This window comes from Numidum massiliense (genome assembly GCF_001375555.1).
Lineage (GTDB): Bacteria > Bacillota > Bacilli > Thermoactinomycetales > Novibacillaceae > Numidum > Numidum massiliense.
The window spans coordinates 1,355,871-1,375,672 of record NZ_CTDZ01000009.1 but is presented as its reverse complement, the minus strand read 5'-3'; the positions used below and the strand labels follow the sequence as shown (position 1 = coordinate 1,375,672).

21 protein-coding genes are annotated in these 19,802 nt (G+C 48.6%); 16 read left to right on the top strand and 5 right to left on the bottom strand.

Annotated features, from left to right (window positions below):
• Positions 1-113: 113 nt before the first annotated feature.
• The gene (locus BN1247_RS18145; RefSeq protein ID WP_231633185.1) at positions 114-293 is read left to right on the top strand and encodes a VOC family protein; all 180 of its coding nucleotides are present in this window, start codon (positions 114-116) and stop codon (positions 291-293) included.
• Positions 271-534, top strand: a complete 264-nt coding sequence (locus tag BN1247_RS18140) for a VOC family protein (RefSeq protein WP_231633183.1) — start codon at positions 271-273, stop codon at positions 532-534. The genes BN1247_RS18145 and BN1247_RS18140 overlap by 23 nt, the downstream gene beginning before the upstream one ends.
• Before the next feature lie 130 nt (positions 535-664).
• Here the strand turns inward: BN1247_RS18140 and BN1247_RS06995 are convergent, their stop codons facing one another.
• From BN1247_RS06995 to BN1247_RS06980, 4 genes are all read right to left on the bottom strand, one after another.
• The gene (locus tag BN1247_RS06995) at positions 665-1,486 is read right to left on the bottom strand and encodes a histidinol-phosphatase (RefSeq protein WP_054949740.1); all 822 of its coding nucleotides are present in this window, start codon (positions 1,484-1,486) and stop codon (positions 665-667) included.
• Between the two features lie 142 nt (positions 1,487-1,628).
• Positions 1,629-2,255: an HAD family hydrolase gene (locus tag BN1247_RS06990; protein WP_054949739.1), complete on the bottom strand. Its 627-nt coding sequence runs from the start codon at positions 2,253-2,255 to the stop codon at positions 1,629-1,631.
• 97 nt (positions 2,256-2,352) lie between these two features.
• On the bottom strand, positions 2,353-3,303 hold the full coding sequence (locus BN1247_RS06985) for a LacI family DNA-binding transcriptional regulator (RefSeq protein ID WP_054949738.1): 951 nt from the start codon (positions 3,301-3,303) through the stop codon (positions 2,353-2,355).
• Positions 3,304-5,624: 2,321 nt separating this feature from the next.
• The gene (locus BN1247_RS06980) at positions 5,625-7,043 is read right to left on the bottom strand and encodes an extracellular solute-binding protein (protein ID WP_082415836.1); all 1,419 of its coding nucleotides are present in this window, start codon (positions 7,041-7,043) and stop codon (positions 5,625-5,627) included.
• Between the two features lie 980 nt (positions 7,044-8,023).
• Here BN1247_RS06980 and thiD point away from each other — a divergent pair.
• The 8 genes from thiD to ehuA all read left to right on the top strand — a co-directional run bounded on the left by thiD (position 8,024) and on the right by ehuA (position 14,688).
• The gene (gene thiD / locus BN1247_RS06975; RefSeq protein ID WP_074011072.1) at positions 8,024-8,914 is read left to right on the top strand and encodes a bifunctional hydroxymethylpyrimidine kinase/phosphomethylpyrimidine kinase; all 891 of its coding nucleotides are present in this window, start codon (positions 8,024-8,026) and stop codon (positions 8,912-8,914) included.
• The gene (gene thiM / locus BN1247_RS06970; protein ID WP_054949736.1) at positions 8,907-9,839 is read left to right on the top strand and encodes a hydroxyethylthiazole kinase; all 933 of its coding nucleotides are present in this window, start codon (positions 8,907-8,909) and stop codon (positions 9,837-9,839) included. The genes thiD and thiM overlap by 8 nt, the downstream gene beginning before the upstream one ends.
• A 35-nt stretch (positions 9,840-9,874) precedes the next feature.
• Positions 9,875-10,540: a thiamine phosphate synthase gene (gene thiE, locus BN1247_RS06965; RefSeq protein WP_054949735.1), complete on the top strand. Its 666-nt coding sequence runs from the start codon at positions 9,875-9,877 to the stop codon at positions 10,538-10,540.
• A complete protein-coding gene (gene thiW, locus BN1247_RS06960) occupies positions 10,533-11,060 on the top strand; it encodes an energy coupling factor transporter S component ThiW (RefSeq protein WP_054949734.1) in 528 nt (175 codons plus the stop codon). The genes thiE and thiW overlap by 8 nt, the downstream gene beginning before the upstream one ends.
• 441 nt (positions 11,061-11,501) lie before the next feature.
• Complete coding sequence (ehuB, locus tag BN1247_RS06955) at positions 11,502-12,371, top strand: ectoine/hydroxyectoine ABC transporter substrate-binding protein EhuB (protein ID WP_054949733.1); 870 nt, start codon at positions 11,502-11,504, stop codon at positions 12,369-12,371.
• Between the two features lie 117 nt (positions 12,372-12,488).
• On the top strand, positions 12,489-13,142 hold the full coding sequence (ehuC, locus tag BN1247_RS06950; protein ID WP_054949732.1) for an ectoine/hydroxyectoine ABC transporter permease subunit EhuC: 654 nt from the start codon (positions 12,489-12,491) through the stop codon (positions 13,140-13,142).
• Positions 13,139-13,831 carry an ectoine/hydroxyectoine ABC transporter permease subunit EhuD gene (ehuD, locus tag BN1247_RS06945; protein ID WP_054949731.1) on the top strand — a complete coding sequence of 231 codons (693 nt, stop codon included), beginning with the start codon at positions 13,139-13,141 and terminating at the stop codon, positions 13,829-13,831. Before ehuC ends, ehuD begins: the two co-directional genes overlap by 4 nt.
• Positions 13,832-13,899: 68 nt before the next feature.
• A complete protein-coding gene (gene ehuA, locus BN1247_RS06940; RefSeq protein ID WP_054951543.1) occupies positions 13,900-14,688 on the top strand; it encodes an ectoine/hydroxyectoine ABC transporter ATP-binding protein EhuA in 789 nt (262 codons plus the stop codon).
• Between the two features lie 84 nt (positions 14,689-14,772).
• Here the strand turns inward: ehuA and BN1247_RS06935 are convergent, their stop codons facing one another.
• Positions 14,773-15,846 carry a M42 family metallopeptidase gene (locus tag BN1247_RS06935; protein WP_054949730.1) on the bottom strand — a complete coding sequence of 358 codons (1,074 nt, stop codon included), beginning with the start codon at positions 15,844-15,846 and terminating at the stop codon, positions 14,773-14,775.
• 233 nt (positions 15,847-16,079) lie between these two features.
• On the opposite strand from BN1247_RS06935, the gene BN1247_RS06930 reads away from it, so the two are divergent.
• From BN1247_RS06930 to BN1247_RS06910, 6 genes are all read left to right on the top strand, one after another.
• The gene (locus BN1247_RS06930; RefSeq protein WP_054949729.1) at positions 16,080-16,592 is read left to right on the top strand and encodes an adenylyl-sulfate kinase; all 513 of its coding nucleotides are present in this window, start codon (positions 16,080-16,082) and stop codon (positions 16,590-16,592) included.
• Positions 16,593-16,695: 103 nt separating this feature from the next.
• Positions 16,696-17,220 (top strand): adenylyl-sulfate kinase, encoded by a 525-nt coding sequence (locus BN1247_RS06925; protein WP_054949728.1) that lies wholly within the window; start codon positions 16,696-16,698, stop codon positions 17,218-17,220.
• A gap of 15 nt (positions 17,221-17,235) precedes the next feature.
• Complete coding sequence (locus BN1247_RS06920) at positions 17,236-17,688, top strand: dual specificity protein phosphatase family protein (RefSeq protein WP_054949727.1); 453 nt, start codon at positions 17,236-17,238, stop codon at positions 17,686-17,688.
• Positions 17,689-17,693: 5 nt separating this feature from the next.
• Complete coding sequence (locus BN1247_RS06915; RefSeq protein ID WP_054949726.1) at positions 17,694-18,728, top strand: phosphotransferase; 1,035 nt, start codon at positions 17,694-17,696, stop codon at positions 18,726-18,728.
• Positions 18,729-18,822: 94 nt separating this feature from the next.
• The gene (locus BN1247_RS17650) at positions 18,823-19,068 is read left to right on the top strand and encodes a hypothetical protein (RefSeq protein WP_147675200.1); all 246 of its coding nucleotides are present in this window, start codon (positions 18,823-18,825) and stop codon (positions 19,066-19,068) included.
• Positions 19,069-19,302: 234 nt separating this feature from the next.
• The gene (locus BN1247_RS06910) at positions 19,303-19,794 is read left to right on the top strand and encodes a hypothetical protein (protein WP_054949725.1); all 492 of its coding nucleotides are present in this window, start codon (positions 19,303-19,305) and stop codon (positions 19,792-19,794) included.
• Positions 19,795-19,802: the final 8 nt, after the last annotated feature.

Sequence of the window (19,802 nt, the reverse complement as noted above, 5' to 3'; positions counted from 1 at the left end):
AACGGATGCTTTTTTGTGTGCCCGTTGGACACACGAAAGAATACTGAATTGATTTGTATGGTACATTGCTGGTTTAATGGACAGAGAACAAGTGTCAAGGAGGAAGAAAACTAATGCGACAAATCATCCCACACATCATGATCGAAAATTGCAAAGAAGCCGTAACGTATTATCACGGGTTATTTGGCGGGGAAATAAAAAATGTTCAACTGTCGGACGGCATAGAGATGTTTAAAGGACAGGAAGGTAAGTATATTCACGCCGAGTTGCATGTCCGAGTTGCATGTCAATGAACAATGTGTCCTATACTTTGCTGATATTTTCCAAAACAATATTACGAAAGGAAACCATATCCAGTTAACATTGGACCTAGAAGATGATGCGGAAATCACAAGGTTATACGCCTCACTCGCCAAAGATGGGGAAGTGAAGATGGAACTGCAAGATACTTTCTGGAATGCAAAATACGGTATTGTAACCGACCCATACGGCGTAACCTGGGAGCTAAACTTTTCCAAGCAATCTCATAAGTAATCGTATCGGGGGGCGGCTGGTCCTCCGCCCCCGATTGCTCTTGCGACAAACGATTACTCGGCCAACACCTTTTTAAGGCGAGCCACTTTCATATGTTCTAAGTTGATTGAAGTAAATGTAGATGTCTTCTTTACAACAGGACGTAAAACTTCTGCTTTTGCTTGAAGAAGCACCACTTTTTAAAGCCAATCGCCCGCAACCGTTCTTGGACTTGGGCGAAGTCGTCACCGACTCTTTCCGGCGTGTGCGCATCTGACCCGAAGGTCACATCGACTCCGTAGTGCAACGCGCGTTCCAAAATGTCGTCGGCAGGGTACCAACCGCCACAGTCTTTCGTTTTGCCGGACGTGTTGATTTCAATGGCGATGTTTTCTTCGGCGATCACTTGTAACGTCTGCTCAATCGCGTCGGTTTGAATCGCTGAAAACTGTGGATAAAAACCTTTCATCGCATCGATATGGCCGAGAATTTGGAACAGACCACACTTAGCTGACTGCTGAATGAGATGGTAGTACGTGTCCTTCGTTTCTACTTGTTGACGTTTCGTCAGCCCCTCCCAGCGGTCACGCTTGAAAATGTTAATCCCGTCGACAAAATGGACCGACCCAATGATGTAGTCAAACGGGTACTTGGCGTACTCCTTGCGATATAGCTTCCAGTACTCGGGGAAGAAATCCGATTCGACTCCTAGTAGGACGTCAATCTTCTCCTTATACTCTTCTTTTAGTGTTAAAACTTCTTGCACATAGCGCGGAAATTCGCTTTTGGCCATCGCGATGTGCGGGTAAAGCTGATCTTCCTCGCTATAAAAATACGGGGAGTGGTCAGAAATACCGATCATGGCGAGGCCGTTCTCGATCGCGGCCTCGATGTAGTCGCGAATGCACCCTTCGGCGTGGCCACACCGTTCGTGATGCGTGTGAAAATCAAAAATGTCTTGTAAAGCGTCCATTGTCATCCAACACCTCTACATTCGGGAATCTTTCAATTATAGGATCGTTCGGCATTTTGGAAGCGTACGAAGTAGCTCGTGATTGCTACTGTCACTTCTATTTTAGTCTCACTTCTATTTTAGTCGATATGTTTTCACTATATCATACGTGCTCCTCGTGGGAACACAAATTAAGAATATCTCTAGGCGTTTCAAAAATGTAATCGGCGCTCTCAAAACCGTCTGTCGTTTTTGCGCCCCATAACGCTAGCCCGAAATCGACACCAGCTGATTGCGCACATTGCAAATCATACACAGAATCGCCAATATAAATAGCTTCGTCAGCACGACATCGCAACAACTTTAACCCGAGTTCTAACGGCTCTGGATTCGGTTTATGCCTTTCGGTGTCGTCGGCACAAACGATGGCTTGAAAGTGATGATCGACTTTTAATAAATTGAAGCCGCACCGTAATTCTGCTCCTGTTTGCGAGGTGACAATCCCTGTTTTGGGCAGCTGCTCGATCACTTCGATCATATCGGCAAATATAGGTACTTCTTTCATTAGCGGTTTTTGCTTCCGGATCCATAAGGCAAGTGTCGTTGGAATATCGGCGACATTTAATACTTCCAATGTACTTAATCCGGGGATACCTATGGAAAATCGGAGTTCATCCAGACTTTTGTCGATACCTTGTTCACTTAAAGTGGCTTGCAACGTTTTTAGGCCGATGAGCTCAGAGTCGATAATTGTTCCGTCTAAATCAAAAATAAAAGCATCATACGACATGAAAACCACCCTTTCTTAATTGCCTTGCACGCGCTTACGCCCATGGTAAAGGATGAAATGCATTTCATGTCAATACATCAATCGATTAAATCAGCACTTAAACGGATGATCGCTCGATGATTGTATACGGTATTTCAATCTTCTGTTGCGATTTATGTGTGGAAAGATCGAAAGCTCGTTCACCGACCTTAATTAACTGGTGATTGACCGTAGATATGCCCATACCGATCCCGATCTGTTGGTTTTCTTGTCCTAAGATCGCGAGATCGTCCGGAACTTTTAAGTTGATCGATGTAGCATACTGATAAATGCCGCCGGCAACTTGATCACCGTTAGCATAAACGGCCATTGGTTGCGCCTTTAGATGTAACAACTTTTTCCCAGCACGGTAGCCATCCTTAAGAGAATAACAACCCGCGATAAAATAGTCGGGAGGGAGTTCCCCAAACACTTTTTTGTAAGCTGCGATCGCTTGGAGCGTGCTTTTACTTTCAACACCTCTAGCCGTAGTAAAGGCAACCCTTTGATTCCCTTTATTTTTAAGGTATTGAAACGCATCGACGTATGAGGCATAGCGATCGACATAGGCGCAACCTATTTCCGGATGATCCGTATATTCACAGGCAATGACGGTACCGTAATGCGTGTACGGTATGATGGCCTCCCAATTGTTCGCTCTGGAAGTTATGATGATGCTATCGAGTAATTTATTTTTTAGCAGTGAAAAATACTCGAGCTCTTTCTGTTTATCGTATTTCGTAGGGAGGACCGTCACCGAGTAGTCCATTTCTACAGATTTGTTGAGCACCCCGTGTAACATTTGATCGAATGCTTGATTGTTGTTGTAAGGGATGATGACGCCGATCATTCTCGTTTCGCCGCGAATTAAATCGACGGCATTTTTGTTAGGGGTGTAATTCATTTCAGCGATCGCTTTTTGTACGGCAGCTCTTTTCTCACTAGATACGTACTTGTGGTTGTTTAAAACTCTTGACACAGTGGAAACTGACACGCCAGCTCTTTTAGCTATATCCTTAATATTTGCCATACGATCCTTCCTAAAATTAGCTTCCCTTAAATGATTAAGGTGTAAGTGTGAAGTCGAAATTACGGTGTACGTGAAATATGTGTCAACCGTATCACAACGTTTAGAAAAAAAGAAGGGGAGAAGATAGGACGGCTGTACCGACCAATAATTGGCGCTATGAATCCGCATCAAAAAAAGGCCACACCTTCCGTTGACTACAATCGTATCACCGAAAAACTCAGGCACGATGGGAGGGGTAGGTAGACGCAAAAAGGCGTGACGTGAGCCGCCATAACGCCATAAACGGATAAAAGAGCGAGCCATCCTCATTAAAAGAACGGTCCTGTATGACCAAGGGAACTTCATATTTACCACGAGCCAAGGGCAGTGCGCGTTCTTCTCGATCGCGTAGCAAATAAAAACCTGCCAGACCGGCGTAAATGTTCAGCCGAGTAATGCCAAGTGTATGATCGGTACCAAAGGATCGCCGCGCGCTGGCGGTTCGGATAACGAAAAACTGTGCGCCGGAAGGCGGACCTGTCCGGTGGGGTTACACCGTGATGAAGGTAGACGACCGTTCGCATTTCCGGTGTCCCTTGGGCCCCGTGAATCGTACGATCGACAGGGAAGGGATGACAAGGAGGGATCAGCATAGAATTCCAACTGAAGTTGCAGTTTCCGGCAAGCAAAAAAGTGTACGTGACAGGACTGAAACGGATGCAGGGGAGGAGATCAATCCTCTGAGGCTATGTTTATTGCTCTTAAGTAGATATCGAGGTACTTCAGCAATGGCGCGTGAATGGTGCGCGGCTTGCCTAGATAAAACTAGATAAAAGAGGAAGTAGGTGAGCCGCGCGTCTTTTGTAGTGTTAATCCAGCTGATCGTACGGAACCGTATACGGTTATGACATTTCATCAAAATAGCCGGCACTCTCAGCTGGCTTACAAAAACATCGATCCGACTTCATCCTCATTTAACCCTAACCACAACCACACCACAACCACATTCAAACCACATTCACTTCATCCTCATCAACACATCATAACTACATTACCACATTCACTTCATCCTCACCTGAATATATAGGGTTACAAAATATCTATTTTGTTATGTTAACAGTCATAAACAACACCCTCTATCTCAGATAGTATAATGACATTATTATAGTAGTATCGACTATAATTATGCTCATTTATAATTTTCTTGTACGGCAAGTATATCTGTTAATTACCCATAAATAAATTACACGATCTTAAAATAACCAATAAGATGTGCTGTTAAAATCGAAGTGTATGCATAGATAAATATAACGTCTAGTCAATATAAAGGAACTGTTTTTACTGTTGTCTTAAGCCCACTTGGGCATAATGGTTATTTTTTATTTAAAGATGTTATATGTGGTTTATACCGTAAAAATATATAACACCAGTTATTAATTACATAATTAAAGATAAACTGTCGTTAATACCTTGTTGATTCTCTCCGATCTTTAGAGCTGGGACAAGCGAAATGCGTTGTTGAAACCTTAAACGTTGTTTGCCCCTCGCGATCGGCTCGTGACTTTTATAAAACTGTTACTTACATGGCTTGCGTTGATTCAGCCGCCTCACCCCTCCTTATTTCTGTCGTTTTTAGTAATATAACTACACCTTTATTATTTTATTTACACCATTATAAATGGATTATACATATTATTATTGTATTTTATATGGACACTACATATTTTATAATATATACCTTTATCGGTTAAACCTCCTTTTTATTGTGGTCTCCCCTCTCGTTAACCGCCAACTAAATTTTTTTTAATTTTATTACCATATGTGTAAACATCAATCGAAACATTGCTGCTTACTGGTTGTTTTATTAATTTTTATGATAAAATTATGAAGCTGTGTTTTTATTGCCTTTAATAATAATTAATATGTACTATGTGATAAATTTATATTTCTATTACGAGGTCATTTGCGTTGTTCAGTGATAAATTACTATGCTCTAGGCACGAAAACCCGTGTAAAGACGAGGATCTTATGGCGAGCTATAGGACGGTTTGCAAGTTGCGGTATAAGTTGCGGTATAAGAGGCATATTGAGTAACCTTACGAGCACGTTACATGGGGGGCGTCGAGGGTGTCACATAGGGAATGTTAATGCAGGATCCGTATGACTGCCATGTGCATTATGTGCATGAAGAAGAGGCAGGGCATCTGTGCATTAAAAAGAGGCAGGGGAACCGCGAGCGATAACTGTCGCGCGGTTCCCCTGCCTATAGTCTCCCCTTCCTTTTATATGCGTTATATGCGGTCCCCCACTTGGTATATATCTAGCTTATTTAGTGTTTATCATTAGCGTTCGCGATTTAAGATCTCTTCCACTTTCGCGCAAAACGTTTGCTCATCTTCCATTCCCGACCAATATAGCTTGAACGGATCGCGAATCTCTCCCAGTTCCCGGTACGTCATCTGCACGTCGGTGTGTAGTTTAAAGCTCGGAATTGTTTCGCGAAACATGAGGAAGCGGTGCGGCTCGCTGTCTTCGGCGACAACTTCCTCTGCCACATGCTTCACTGCAGGCAAACTTAACGTATGTTTGCGAATGTAACGTTGCGCTTCATCCGACAGCAAAAAGTCGCACAACAATTTTGCCGCTTGTTGATTGCGACTCCTTCTGTTCACGGCTAATCCGATGACGAGCAGCAGCGTGCGCGGATCAGTCAAATAAGGAAGCGACGAAATGTCGTATACAAACCCGACGTCATTTTTCGTTAACTGGTTCAACCCGAAATAAGTCGTCATGATGAGCGACACTTTTTCCGCGGCAAACAGCGCCTCGATATCGTAGTCGCTTTCGGACAAAATCCCTGGAAAGTCGAGGGCGGAAAACGTATCGCGGATTGCGCGCAACCGCGCGATTGATTCTCTCCCAATGCGCCGCCTACCGTTTTCATCGGTCGTCACCGCAAACCCACTTTGTAATAAAAAAATTGGCCAACGGTTGTACGACAGAAAATGAAAATAAAACCCTTGCCGCGTTTCAGTTGCTAGTTTTGCCGCTTCTTCCCTCAAACGGCGCCACGTCCAACTACTGTCCGGCGTTTCTGCGCCTCGTTCCGCTAAGTGCTGTAAATTGTAGCAAAGAATGACTGGCGAAAAAATGAACGGGATAACCCTTTGCTTGCCTTTCGCATCGGTAAACGCTTGCTGTAAAAACGTATAAACTCCTTGCCGTGACTCGGTAAGTGCAAAACAGTCACTGCCGTAAGCTTCCATTACTTGATCGTAATCGCCGTAGTTGATCGTCACGACATCGAGCATGTCATTTTCTAACAGGCCGCCGACAACTTCACTGTAATTGTCGTACGGGAGCGGTAGCGTTTGCACGTAAATGCGCGGATGTCGCGCGTGAAACATCTCCAGCAACTCGTCGATCCGCGCCTCGTCGATTAAAGACGGATAGTAACCGAAACGCACGGTTAACCGTTCATCCTCACTCACCTGCTTGACCATGTTGCCGATACGCGACTGTTTTTCAATCAACCCTTCGGAGACGAGAATGTCCAGTCCTTTACGCACTGAAACTTTGCTCAGCGAAAACTGCTCGCCCAAATCTAGCTCAGACGGCAAGTAGTCCCCTGCCTTAAGCTGCCCACTAATAATTTCTTGGCGCAACGTATTAACCATATAGTCTAAGCGTGCGCGAAACGTCGCCCTACTCGGTTTTTCACTCATAACGATCCACTCACTATTCACATCGTTACCTATCATTATAGTTATGTTAGCTACAATTTTCCAATAAATACCTATTTTGTACCTATTTCATGCCGGACAGCACATTCCCTTCCGTAAAGTAGCGTTAGAAAAAAAGAAAGATGACCAACGTCGGCAAAAGTGAACGACAGATCTGGTCACTTTGATACCCAACACTCCTTCCCTTCACATAGTTCATGACGTATTTAGCCTATAACAAGCGCTTACACAAACTGTATTGTATACCATATTTATACCATAGGCAATACGTTGATTTATGTTTTATTTCCTTTAAATTAATGTGTGTCAGCAGCTTGTTACGATTCACAATAACGCCTGCGTTTGAGCGGCTCTTGTACGGCTTGCCGCGCCGTAGCACCTAGTGCGAGCAGTGTCTCAATCTCCCCGAGCGACGCATCGACTTCTCGCTTCATCTGATTAAAAAAAGTCGCAAACGATCATCGCATGGCTGTCGTCCGGCTAATTATAGTGAGTAATCTTGAGACGCATCGTATTCGATGGCGTTTTTTTCGGATCTAGTGAACATGTCTATTATACGGGGAATACGGAACTAGACCAAGCATGAAAGACTTAGCTAGCTCCTTTACCCGATTATCCCTTCACTATCAGTATGGTTTGACAATTTCGCGCCTACCCATGTATACTGAAAGCGAAGCACACATATCACTGCAAACAATTGTATCGAAGTGCGGGAGCTTAGGGCTAACTAGGCTGAGAGGACGTATAACCGCGAGGGCCGACGTCGACTGCTTCACCTGATCTGGGTAATGCCAGCGGAGGGATTAGACGAGTCGTACGCTCGCGTCTACCGATTTTTCTCGGCTCTTGCTATTGGTGCAAGGTTTCGGCCTAGTAGGCCGTCCGAGTGACAATCGGTAAACGTTACGCAACTTTAAAACTCGCACTGGAACGAACACCGCGCACATTGCCGCGGTGTTATTTAATTGGTGTCAAACAGAAGAAGGAGGACTTTTACTATGCCACACGTTTACAAAGCGTTAACGATTGCTGGCACCGATCCGTCGGGAGGAGCCGGTATCCAAGCAGATTTAAAAACGTTTCAACAACTACACGTTTACGGTATGTCCGTCATCACGGCTGTCGTGAGCCAAAACACGCTCGGAGTGCGGACGTTTTTAGACATGCCGTTACCACTCATCGAAGACCAACTAGACGCTGTTTTTGAAGACATTCGCCCGGAGGCGATAAAAACGGGGATGTTATCGCAAATTGCCGTCATTCAGTTGCTCGCCCACAAAATTAAGCAGTACGACGTGGCGCATTATGTGATGGATCCGGTCATGGTGGCGAAAAGCGGGGACGCTTTACTGGCGGAAAATGCACGCGACGCGCTCGTGCAACATTTACTCCCCCTCACTGCCGTCGTCACTCCGAACATTCCGGAGGCGGAAGTCATTACGGGACGGCGCGTTGTGTCCATCGAAGGAATGAAAGATGCGGCCAAGTACATCGTCGAGGTGTGCGGGGCAACATCCGCGTTAGTAAAAGGTGGACACCTCGCAGGTGAGGCTCGCGACATTTTTTACGACGGACACACGTTCTCCGAATTCGCGTCCCCGCGTGTCGCGACCAAACATACGCACGGCACAGGCTGCACGCTCTCTGCCGCCATTACGGCCGAACTTGCCAAAGGCGCATCGCCGCATCAGGCGATCGAAACGGCGAAAGCGTTCATTACTGCGGCGATCGCTTCCCCACTCGCCATCGGACACGGACAAGGCCCTGTCAACCACTGGGCGTACAGTGAACAGCAAAACGAGCGACAAAACGAACCGCGAGAGGAACGACAAGTTGCGCGGAGCCGTAAGGAGCAACCAGCTACCGGGCGAGGTGTTCCTAATGCGTGAAATGCGCGAAACGCGTGAGCAACGCATACGCGGGCAATTGCAACAACTCCGCCAAGCGTTACGTGCCGAGAAACCACTCATACACAACATTACGAACGACGTCGTGACGAACTTTACCGCTAACGGCACGTTAGCGATCGGCGCTTCGCCAGTGATGTCCTCGGAACCGGACGAAGTGGCGGAAATGGTCGCCCACGCCGACGCCCTCGTATTAAACGCAGGCACACTCACGACGTACAGTTTACAGGCGATGCTATTAGCGGGACAAGCGGCCAATCGGCTAGGCGTACCGGTCGTCCTCGACCCGGTAGGTTATGGCACAACGAGCTACCGCAACGCGGCGATCGACCGTATCATGCGGGAAGTGACTGTATCTGTTGTACGCGGGAACGCTGCGGAAATCGCCGCACTCTGCCAAATGCCGTGGCAACAAAAAGGCGTCGATGCAGCTACGGACGGCGGCGATCCACTCATGCTCGCCGAGACGTTCGTGCGGCGCTACCACCTCCCGGTCGCGATTACGGGAAAAGTAGACATCATTGCCGACGAGAGTCGCCTCGTGACAGTCGCGAACGGCCATCCCCTGCTCCCTTACATTACCGGATCTGGTTGTTTAGCGACGGCACTCATCGGTGCGTATGCCGCTGTAACAGATGACGGCGCGCTCGCAGCAATCGCCGGGTTATGTTCACTCGGTCTGGCAGCCGAGCGGGCCGCGGCTAAGGCGGTGGCGGAAAAAACGACGCCACAACACGCGTTACAACATACGGGTCCAAATACGGATCCATCAAAAACGACCACTTCGGGAACCGAAGCAGTTGCTGCGATCGGACCGGGCGAGCTCAATTGGCGCTTGCTCGATGAACTTTATTTTCTCAAGCCAATGGCACTGGTGGAAAACGCACAAATCGAATGCGTCAAATAAGGCGATGAAGACGCGACGTGAAAGGAAGATACACGATGCTCTCTAAGGACGATTTGCAACTATACTTTATTTTAGGCAGTGAACAATGTCCCACGACTTCACCTCTCGACGTCCTACAACAGGCGATTCGCGGCGGGGTTACGTGTTTTCAATTTCGAGAAAAAAACACTGCCTATTCCGTGCGCGATACGCTTACTTTAGGAAAGGCGTTACGCGCCGAGTGCCGCCGGGCCGGCATTCCGTTTATCGTCAATGACGATGTCGAATTAGCCCTCTTACTGAATGCGGACGGCGTACACGTCGGACAAAGCGACACGCCGGCGAAAGAGGCACGGAAACGGATCGGCGATAAAATGTCTCTCGGTGTTTCTGCTCATACGGTGGCGGAAGCCGAGCGAGCGATTACAGACGGTGCGGATTATCTCGGCGTCGGCCCCGTTTTTCCGACCAAAACGAAGCAGGATGCAAAAGAACCTCTCACTCCGGTCGGATTAGAGCGGTTCATTGCACAGTTGCCCAGATCCGTTCCGATCGTCGCCATCGGCGGTATCACGGCAGCGAACGCCAGCGAGGTGATCCGTACCGGCGTCTGTGGCGTGTCCGTCATCTCGGCGATCGCCGCGCAAGCCGATCCAGAGCGAGCAGCAGCCACGCTGCGTCATACGATAGTAAGCGCACAAGGGGAAATCCCGCATGCTTGACGCCGACAAGACGACAAAAACTTTCACCGTGCGGCAACTGACGACGATGGCCGTTTTGGTCGCGATCGGCACGATGAGCGTACAATTTTTGTCACTACCGTTAGGGCTCGTTAAGGCGTACCCTGTACAACACGCCATTAACGTCTTAGCTGCGGTCTTGTTCGGCCCCTTGCCAGCAGTCACCATCGCCTTTCTCGTCAGTTTGCTACGCAATCTCCTCGGAGTAGGAACGATTTTTTCCTTTCCGGGTAGTGTCGTCGGCGCGTGCTTAGCCGGGTGGCTGTTCAAGCAGTGGCGCTCCCAGTTACTTGCCGCGGGCGGTGAGATCATCGGGACGGGAATGATCGGGGCCATCGCGAGCGTGCCGATAGCTCGCCTCGTATTCGGGGAAGAAAAGGCCGTCCTCGCCTTCGTCCCTAGTTTTCTCGTCAGTAGTGTATGCGGCGCTGTCATCGGCGTCATCATCGTTCGCTATTTACAAAAAACGCCACTCGCCACTTTTTTTCAGCGACAAGCGTAAGTTTACACCGTTTATCTTTCCTGTCGTAACTGCAACTGCATATTTAGATGTCGTCACAACAAAAAGCGGACCTTAAGGTACCCGATCCTTAAAGGTCCGCACTTCGATTAGTCTGTAAGTTCGTCCCCTTCATCCCTTTCATCCTCTTCTTCCTCTTCTTTGCATGCCTCCTTCCTTGCGTTACTCCTTTGTCGCACCGAAACAGGTCTCGACAACACTATTTTTTTATTTATGCCTTTAACGCGAATTAACGCGAATTATTTGCGCTCTCGAATCGACACGACCGGTCTGCTAACGGTATACTCTCGATCGCTGTCAATCGTACGGAGATAGTGCAGCATCGATCAGTTGTCGCAAGATGTCATTATGCTACCATAACAACTAAGGGTTATGAGACATTACTCTTTTTTTATAATTACAAGACTTTTAAGGAGGAAAACGGTGAAGAAATTTATTTCCTTGTCGATCGTTTTATTACTTTCGATGTGGGTTGTCGCTTGTGGTTCAGAAGGTGACAACAACGGGAAAACACTTGAACGGATTAAAAGTAAAGGCAAAGTGACGATCGGTTTTGCCAATGAGAAACCGTACGGTTATAAAACTTCGGATGGTAAAATTACGGGTGAAGCCGTTGAAGTTGCCCGCGCGATTTTTAAGGAAATCGGGGTTGAAGAAATGGAAGGGCACGTGACCGAATTCGGCTCACTCATTCCCGGTTTACAAGCCGAGCGGTTTGACGTCATTACAGCGGGAATGTATATTGCGCCAGAAAGGTGTAAAGAAGTCGCGTTTGCCGAACCGGAAGTAAAGTATGGCGAAGCGCTAGCCGTAAAAAAGGGTAATCCAAAAAATTTACACGGTTATGAGGATATCGCAAAAAATCCAGACGTCAAAGTTTCGGTCATGGCAGGCGCCAACCAAGTCGGCTATTTGAAAAAGCTCGGTGTAAAAGAGGAGCAAATCGTCATCGCGCCAGATATTCCGGCTAACATTTCCGCCGTGGAGTCCGGGCGTGTCGATGCGACGACGATGACCGATTTAACACTTCGCAGCGCGCTTCAGTCTGAAGAGTCGTCGAAAGTAGAAATTGTCGACGATTTTAAGCAACCGATTATTGACGGGAAGAGCGTCGTAAACTACGGTGCAGCCGCCTTCCGGAAAGAAGATGACGAACTACGGAAAAAGTACAACGAAGAATTAAAAAAACTAAAAGAATCCGGTAAGCTACTCGAGATTATCGAACAATTTGGGTTCACAGAAGACAATCTACCTGATGACATGACGACCAAACAGTTGTGCAGTGAAAAGTAACCCATCGGAAATGGAACACATCACATCATAAGACGTCTAGACGTCTAAAGGACGTATTTTTAAAAAAGCGTTCCGCATGTCACTAAATGGCATGTAAATCAAAGGGGTGTAAGTACTATCTCATCTTCAACCTTTTTACCTGAATTATTGCGAGGTACCGGAATCACCGTGCAAATTCTCGTACTGTCCGCGATCTTCACGTTTGTGATCGCCTTTGTCGCCGGTTTCGGGCGACTGTCGCGCTCGCGGATCGTGCGTCGTATAACGGCGGTGTATGTGGAGCTGTTTCGCGGGACGTCGCTTTTAGTACAGATGTTTTGGATCTTCTTCGCCTTACCTGCGTTCGGACTCGAACTCTCCCCTTTACTTGCCGGTGTGATCGCCTTGAGTCTCAACTACGGTGCCTATGCGTCAGAAATTGTGCGCGGAGCCATCCAGGCAGTCCCGCACGGGCAGACTGAAGCGGCGATCGCCCTTAATATGACGCGGTGGCAACGGATGCGCTTTGTCATATTGCCACAAGCGTTAACGATCATGTTGCCCGGGTTTTGCAATACGTCAATCGAGCTGTTAAAAGGGACTTCTCTCGTTTCCCTCATTACGTTAGGTGATTTGACCTATCAAGCGATGATGCTTCGGAACAGCTACACTTCCCAACAAGGAGAAATTTTCTTCCTGTTGCTCGTGCTCTATTTTGTCATCGCCTTGCCACTCATTTTGACCGCCCGGTGGCTTGAAAAACGCGCTTCGAAGGGGGTGGCGACGCGATGACCTGGGATTGGGAATTTGCCCTCTCTATCTTCCCTACATTGTTTCAAGCGATGGGGATTACATTGGCGGCGACGGTCGCGGCCTATGCGATCGCCCTCGTATTCGGACTCGTTCTCGCCTTCGGCAGGCGTTGCAAGTGGAAACTAATCGCGTGGCCGACGATCGGTTTCATCGAGTTTGTGCGGAGTACACCGCCGCTCGTTCAACTGTTCTTCTTGTTTTACGCCTGGCCGCAGCTACCTTACATCGGCATGTCGCTTTCCCCGTTTACGGCGGGGGCGATCGGCCTCGGCTTGCACTACAGCACGTACATGTCGGAAGTTTATCGCTCCGGGATCGAAGCTGTGCCGAAAGGTCAGTGGGAAGCGAGTAAAGCTCTTAACTTTTCACGGGTGCAAACGTGGACGCACATCGTGTTGCCACAGGCGATACCGCCGGTTATCCCGATGTTAGGAAACTACTTAATCGTCATGTTCAAAGAAACCCCCTTGCTATCGGCAATTACAGTCGTAGAAATGCTACAGACAGCAAAAATTATTGGCTCGGAAACGTTCCGCTATCTTGAACCGATGACGATCGTCGGACTGTTGTTTTTCGTTCTCAGTTATCCGTCGGCTATTCTCGTGCGTAAAGTCGAGCAGCGTATGCAACTAAAAGGGAAATCTGCTCAGAAAGGTGTGGTGACGTGATGCAAGAAGGAAGAAATACGGCAAGTTTTGCCCAAAGTGAGGTAAACAAAGCAAATAAAAGGCGTCCGATGGTTCGCTATACTCACGTCAAGAAGACATTCGGTGAAACAGAAGTGCTGAAAGGCGTCAATTTAGAGGTTGCTACAGGTGAGAAAGTAGCGATTATCGGGCCGAGCGGTTCTGGAAAAACGACGCTCATCCGCATGCTAATGACGTTGGAGCAACCGACTTCCGGAACGATTGAAGTAGATGGTGAACGATTGTGGCACCGACCGGCCGACGGTAAGCCCGCCCCCGCTAATGAGAAGCACTTACGCGCGATGCGCAGTAAAATCGGGATGGTCTTTCAGCAATATAACTTATTCCCCCATATGACTGTCCAACACAATATTACCGCTGCACTTACCCGCGTGTTAGGACTGTCCAAACAGGAAGCACAAAAAAGAGCTTTCGACATGCTCGAAAAGGTCGGGCTCGCAGACAAAGCAACATGTTACCCGCGGCAGCTTTCCGGCGGGCAACAACAGCGCGTAGCGATCGCCCGCGCCGTTGTGTTACAACCGAAGGTGATGTTGTTTGACGAAGTGACGTCCGCACTCGATCCAGAGCTCGTCGGAGAAGTGCTAGCAGTCATTAAAGATTTAGCCGCGAGTAGCCAGATGACGATGTTATTAGTGACACATGAAATGGATTTCGCTATTGAAGTCGCGGATCGCATTATTTTTGTAGACGGGGGCCACATCGTCGAACAAGGCGCTCCCCGCAACCTTATAGAAAACCCAAAAACCGAGCGGTTACAATCATTTCTAGGCAGGTTTCGCTCGAGTTACGCGAGCCCAGCCTTTCAAATCGTCTAATAAAAATACGTAACAAAAATAGCTGGCCGAAAGGAGACTGAACCGTTCGCGCCAGCTTTTTAATATGATGGCATCTGGGTAAAATTAACTGTTCTTAATCGTTTCAACCGCACTTTTATCGAGCGATTTGACGACGGCCGTCAACAATGCCTTCGCCTGCTCGTAATCGTCGATGTGCATAATCGAAGCGTGGCTGTGAATGTAGCGGGAGACGATACCGATGACGGATGACGGCACGCCACTCCCCGTCATGTGCACACGTCCGGCGTCCGTGCCACCGCCTGGCGACATGTAAAATTGATATTTAATGTCGTTGCTTTCCGCAATGTCGAGCATAAAGTCGCGCAACCCGCGGTGAGCGACCATCGAGCGGTCGTACAGGCGAATCGTCGTCCCTTCCCCTAGTTTGGCGAACTGATCGGCGACGCCGGGAATGTCGTTCGCCGGCCCTGCATCGAGAGCAAAGAAAATGTCCGGCTCAATCATATGTGCCGACGTCGCCGCGCCGCGCAGTCCGACTTCTTCTTGCACGTGGGCGCCAGCATAAACGACGTTCGGATGACTGCTCTTGCTCAATTCCTCCAACAGTTCAATCGCGAGTGCACAGCCGAAGCGGTTGTCCCACGCTTTTGCCATTAATTTCTTCTTGTTCCCCATCACGGTAAACGGGCACACGGGGACGATCGGCATCCCCGGACGGACGCCCATCGCCTCAGCGTCAGCGCGCGAATCGGCGCCGACATCGATGAACATGTCCTTAATGTCGACCGGCTTGTTGCGCGCCTCTTCCGTCAAAATGTGTGGCGGCTGCGAACCGATGACACCGGGGATTTTCGTTCCTGTTTTCGTTATAATTTCCACGCGCTGCGCCAGCAGCACTTGACTCCACCAGCCGCCTAACGTCTGAAACTTGACAAACCCTTCATCCGTAACACGCGTTACCATGAAGGCGACTTCGTCCATGTGCGCCGCAGCCATAATGGTCGGCCCCGCTTCGTTGCCGCGCATGACGCCAAACACGCTGCCTAAATTGTCTTGCACAATTTCGTCTGTATAACGCGCCATGTACTGACGCATCATGTGCCGAATGTCTCCCTCAAAGCCCGGTGCTCCCGGCGCTTCTGTCAGTGCTCGAAACAGTTCCAGTTGTTTGTCCATATCGTCTCTTCCTCCAATACATTCAACATAAGTCAAAGCCACGTATGTAAAAGCCGTAAAGAGACATCATCGGTGCCCCTCAATACGATAACTTTTAGCTTATCACAGGTAAAGCCATCCACTCAAGAGGCGATGCCTATTTTTGTTGTTCGACACACAGCCCTTCCGTCCTCACGCATAAACTAAAGTGTACGACATCTCGTTACGATTGGCATCAGCGAGGAGGATCAACTATGCAAAACCGTGCCGTGCTCTGGTTCACTGGCCTGTCCAATGCCGGAAAAACGACATTGACGAAAACGTTAAGCCAACAGTTGCAACACCTGGGTTGCCGCGTCGTTCGCCTCGACAGCGATACAATGCCGCTCTCCCTCATCAAACCGCAGGCGCCCAGTTGGCACGAAAGGCAGCGTTTAAAAAACGAACACCTCCTCCAGTTAGCACAGCTCTTTTACGAACGGGAGTCGGTCGTCTTAATTGCCTCGGTCGGACGCTTTCGCAAATACCGCGACCTCATGCGCCAGCGCATTCCGAACTACTTAGAAATATACTTGCAGTGTCCGCTAGGTGTGCGCATCGCTCGTGATGTCGGGAAAAAATACAGCCGTCACGGCGACTACTTCCACTATTACGAACAGCCCTTGCAACCTGATTTGACGATCGAAACAAATAAGACGACTCCAGACGACAGCGCGCAGTACATTTTGCGCGAACTACTCTCGCGGGAATACATCAACCCGTCGTAGCTCGATCCGTCCCGCAAAAACCAAAATAAAAATGACTTTCGTCCAAGCGGACGAATGCCACTTGAATACGCTAAGATAAAAGCCTTGCGAAGGAGGATTGGCGGTGGGAAAAGGATTTGTCATCTGGTTCACCGGCTTTCCGAACGCCGGAAAAACGACAATTAGCAAACTCGTTGCGCGATACATCGAACAAAGCGGCCACGCCGTAGAAATTCTTGACAGCGATGAATTGCCGCGTTCATTGACGAAAGATTTAAGTCCGGACTGGGAAACGAGACAAGTGCAAAAGTGTACGAACCTCATTTATATCGCCAAACTACTGTATAAATACGACGTCATTGTCCTCATTTCTTCTGTCGGGCGTTTGCAAAAAATGCGGGACGTCGCTCGCAACGAAATCGCCGACTTTGTCGAAGTGTACTTAAAATGTCCACTCGACGTACGGCTCGACCGCGATACGCGGGAAAAGTACCGGCGCCACCCAGCAACGATTCACTATTACGAGGAACCGGCCGCAGCAGAATTGACCATCGAGACGAATAAATGTTCCTCCGAGGAAGCCGCTGTCAACGTCGTCGATCACCTGATCACCCACGGCTATCTCGGAGTGTACGCGCCCCGCAAATAGAGGGGACCACTTACGATGCGTATCGTCGAAATGATCCCACACGCCCTCTATGCGGGTGGAAAAATAGACGACGACAAAAGCTGGGCCTTTATCTTGGAGCACATGGACGTCATCTTGAACGTACGTACCGCTCAGGACCACCCGCCTCGAGCGATCCCCGGCAAACTCTTTCTTTGGGCACCTCTTTTAGATAAACAGGCGCCACACGTGCAGTGGGTCGTGACACTCATGCAAACGATGAACACGTTTTTTGACATGGGATACGTCATGCACGTACACGAGACTGGAGGAATTAACCGCCTCGGCTTTATCTTGGCGGCCTTTTACATGCAGCGATTCGGTTGGAATAGAGAGCAAGCATTAGCTGTGGCCCGCGCGAAAAAACCTGACTTACAGCCAAAACCTCCGTACATGGAACTGTTGTCCCAATACAAGGCGTATTTATGCGGCCCATACCAAAAAGGGTGACACATATGATTAAAGTTAAAGCGGACGTCCGCATCAGTCCAGACCTCGTGCGCACACTGATCGGCAAACACTACCAGCTGGACGTCTACTCATTGGAAAAAGTACGCGCCGTATACAAAGTGACGACGTCTCAAGGCGTATACGGCTTCAAAAATGCCGAAGAACTGTTAGATCTCCCGTTCATCGCCAGCTGTTTGCAACAGATAAAACAAAACGGCTTCACGCGCGTACCCGGTCTCACCCTCACGCAAGCTGGTGAGCTACTCATGCACCACGGTGGTGAGGCGTATTTTATGGAAGAGTGGCTCGACTTACGTGAAGTACCGCGCAATAGTTTTCCCTACCTAGAAAAAATAGGCATCGCGCTAGCTGACTTCCACCGCGCGTCGCGTCACATCGGACCGCCTACAGCGAACAGTGACCGCTTCCTCTGGGGAACGCGCCACGCATTGTTGCAGGAAATCTACAAAAATATATTGCGAATGAAACAGATGCAAGTAGCTGGTAAACAAGCCCTCTCCCCCCACATTTTAGCACCGGGGCAAGTGAACTTTTTACTCAACCGCTGTTCTCTCGCCTATCAAACGATCAAACACCTTTCCCCACAGCGCTTACTACAAATGGAGCCAGATGCGGCGACGTGGTGCCACGGCGGCTTGCACCGGAAAAATATTATGTTAGACAAAAAAAAGCGCATTTGGTTGATCGATTTTGAAACATTTGTTTACACCGACCGCGTGATGGATCTCGCACAGCTCCTACAGTACCACGCGCCTCGGTACAAATGGCACCCGCATGTCGCCTATACATTTTTGAAAGCGTACCTCTCGTGCCTACCGCGTTCACTCACCGACGCAGAGTGGACAATGTTCGTTTCTTACTTGGCGTTTCCACGACGTCTGTACAACCGTACCAGGCGCTACCTCGACAAAAAAGGCGACCGAGGCCCGCAGTTTGCAAAACTTACAGAAACAATTCAACAAGAACTCATCAAGGAACACCTTCTCGCGCAGCTGTCTCGCACGTGCTCCACCAATTGACAAATAGGCTGCCCCCACGGTGACAAAAGCCGTTAGTCATTCATACGATACTGTGAAACGGTCATGAGGACTACGCAAAAAAGGAGGAACTTGTGTGGAACACTACCATGGGTACATGCCCGAACATTACGCACCGTATGATATGCCGCACGATAAGCACACCTTACGCGAAATGTATCATTATATGAAAATGTGCCATAAAATGGAGAGAAGAATGATGAAACATATGCTAAAAGGTCACTACCACCACCATCACCACGGTCACCACCACCGCTACGGCTGGTGGGAGAGCTCATCTAGTAGTAGCAGTTCGTCTAGCAGTTCTTCGAGTAGCTCCTAATAAAGCAGCAACCCTAATAAAGAGGCAAAGCGTGCGGACGTAAGGTGGCTCCAGCTGTCAGCCCTGATCGACGTGAGCCACCTTTTTTTGTTGCTTACATTTGTTGCTTACAAATGAACAATCCCCTTCTAAACAGCCCTTGCGGCAGACGCCCTTTCTTACTCCCCAAACCTATCACCTTACGCCGGGCCTGGCATACGATATAGCGTCAATAAAAAAGGTGGTGCAAAGCGAATGATAAACGTCTTGCACGTTTCAAAAATAGAATCGGTCCCCGAGGAAAACATTGTGAGAAACGGAGGTTTTGAAACAGGGGCACTGTATCCTTGGCGTCTCAAAGGGAGTGGCGCAGTCGAACATCGCCCGATTGTCCACCAGATGTCCGGCAACTATAGTTTTGCTTTTACGACGCCAGCAAAAGACGTGACGTACTTATCGCAGACCCTCCCACTCGTTAAAGCCGGTTTGTACGAAGTACAAGGCTATTTGCGGCGGCGTGGCGGTACGTCGAAGGAAATGGTATTCGTCGCTAGTTTTTATCCGAGCAGTATGTCCTTAACTGGGACGACCATCTCTACGAAATTTTATACGAAGTTTACGATGCGCGTACTCAGTGTCGCGTCGGGAAGACGTATGCTCACCCTAGGAATTTATAATAACAGTGCCATCAATGCCGCACATATCGATCTCGACAATGTCAGTATGAAAAAGCTAGAAGTGGATTGATGCTACAA

Excerpts from the sequence above, each read along its gene's own strand:
- thiD (WP_074011072.1), top strand. The coding sequence starts at position 8,024 with ATGCCACACGTTTACAAAGCGTTAACGATTGCTGGCACCGATCCGTCG.
- BN1247_RS06985 (WP_054949738.1), bottom strand. The coding sequence starts at position 3,303 with ATGGCAAATATTAAGGATATAGCTAAAAGAGCTGGCGTGTCAGTTTCC.
- thiW (WP_054949734.1), top strand. The coding sequence starts at position 10,533 with ATGCTTGACGCCGACAAGACGACAAAAACTTTCACCGTGCGGCAACTG.
- BN1247_RS18145 (WP_231633185.1), top strand. The coding sequence starts at position 114 with ATGCGACAAATCATCCCACACATCATGATCGAAAATTGCAAAGAAGCC.
- thiE (WP_054949735.1), top strand. The coding sequence starts at position 9,875 with ATGCTCTCTAAGGACGATTTGCAACTATACTTTATTTTAGGCAGTGAA.
- ehuA (WP_054951543.1), top strand. The coding sequence starts at position 13,900 with ATGGTTCGCTATACTCACGTCAAGAAGACATTCGGTGAAACAGAAGTG.
- BN1247_RS06990 (WP_054949739.1), bottom strand. The coding sequence starts at position 2,255 with ATGTCGTATGATGCTTTTATTTTTGATTTAGACGGAACAATTATCGAC.
- BN1247_RS06980 (WP_082415836.1), bottom strand. The coding sequence starts at position 7,043 with ATGATAGGTAACGATGTGAATAGTGAGTGGATCGTTATGAGTGAAAAA.
- BN1247_RS06930 (WP_054949729.1), top strand. The coding sequence starts at position 16,080 with ATGCAAAACCGTGCCGTGCTCTGGTTCACTGGCCTGTCCAATGCCGGA.
- BN1247_RS06920 (WP_054949727.1), top strand. The coding sequence starts at position 17,236 with ATGCGTATCGTCGAAATGATCCCACACGCCCTCTATGCGGGTGGAAAA.
- BN1247_RS06935 (WP_054949730.1), bottom strand. The coding sequence starts at position 15,846 with ATGGACAAACAACTGGAACTGTTTCGAGCACTGACAGAAGCGCCGGGA.
- thiM (WP_054949736.1), top strand. The coding sequence starts at position 8,907 with ATGCGTGAAATGCGCGAAACGCGTGAGCAACGCATACGCGGGCAATTG.
- BN1247_RS06910 (WP_054949725.1), top strand. The coding sequence starts at position 19,303 with ATGATAAACGTCTTGCACGTTTCAAAAATAGAATCGGTCCCCGAGGAA.
- BN1247_RS18140 (WP_231633183.1), top strand. The coding sequence starts at position 271 with ATGTCCGAGTTGCATGTCAATGAACAATGTGTCCTATACTTTGCTGAT.
- BN1247_RS06915 (WP_054949726.1), top strand. The coding sequence starts at position 17,694 with ATGATTAAAGTTAAAGCGGACGTCCGCATCAGTCCAGACCTCGTGCGC.
- ehuD (WP_054949731.1), top strand. The coding sequence starts at position 13,139 with ATGACCTGGGATTGGGAATTTGCCCTCTCTATCTTCCCTACATTGTTT.
- BN1247_RS06995 (WP_054949740.1), bottom strand. The coding sequence starts at position 1,486 with ATGGACGCTTTACAAGACATTTTTGATTTTCACACGCATCACGAACGG.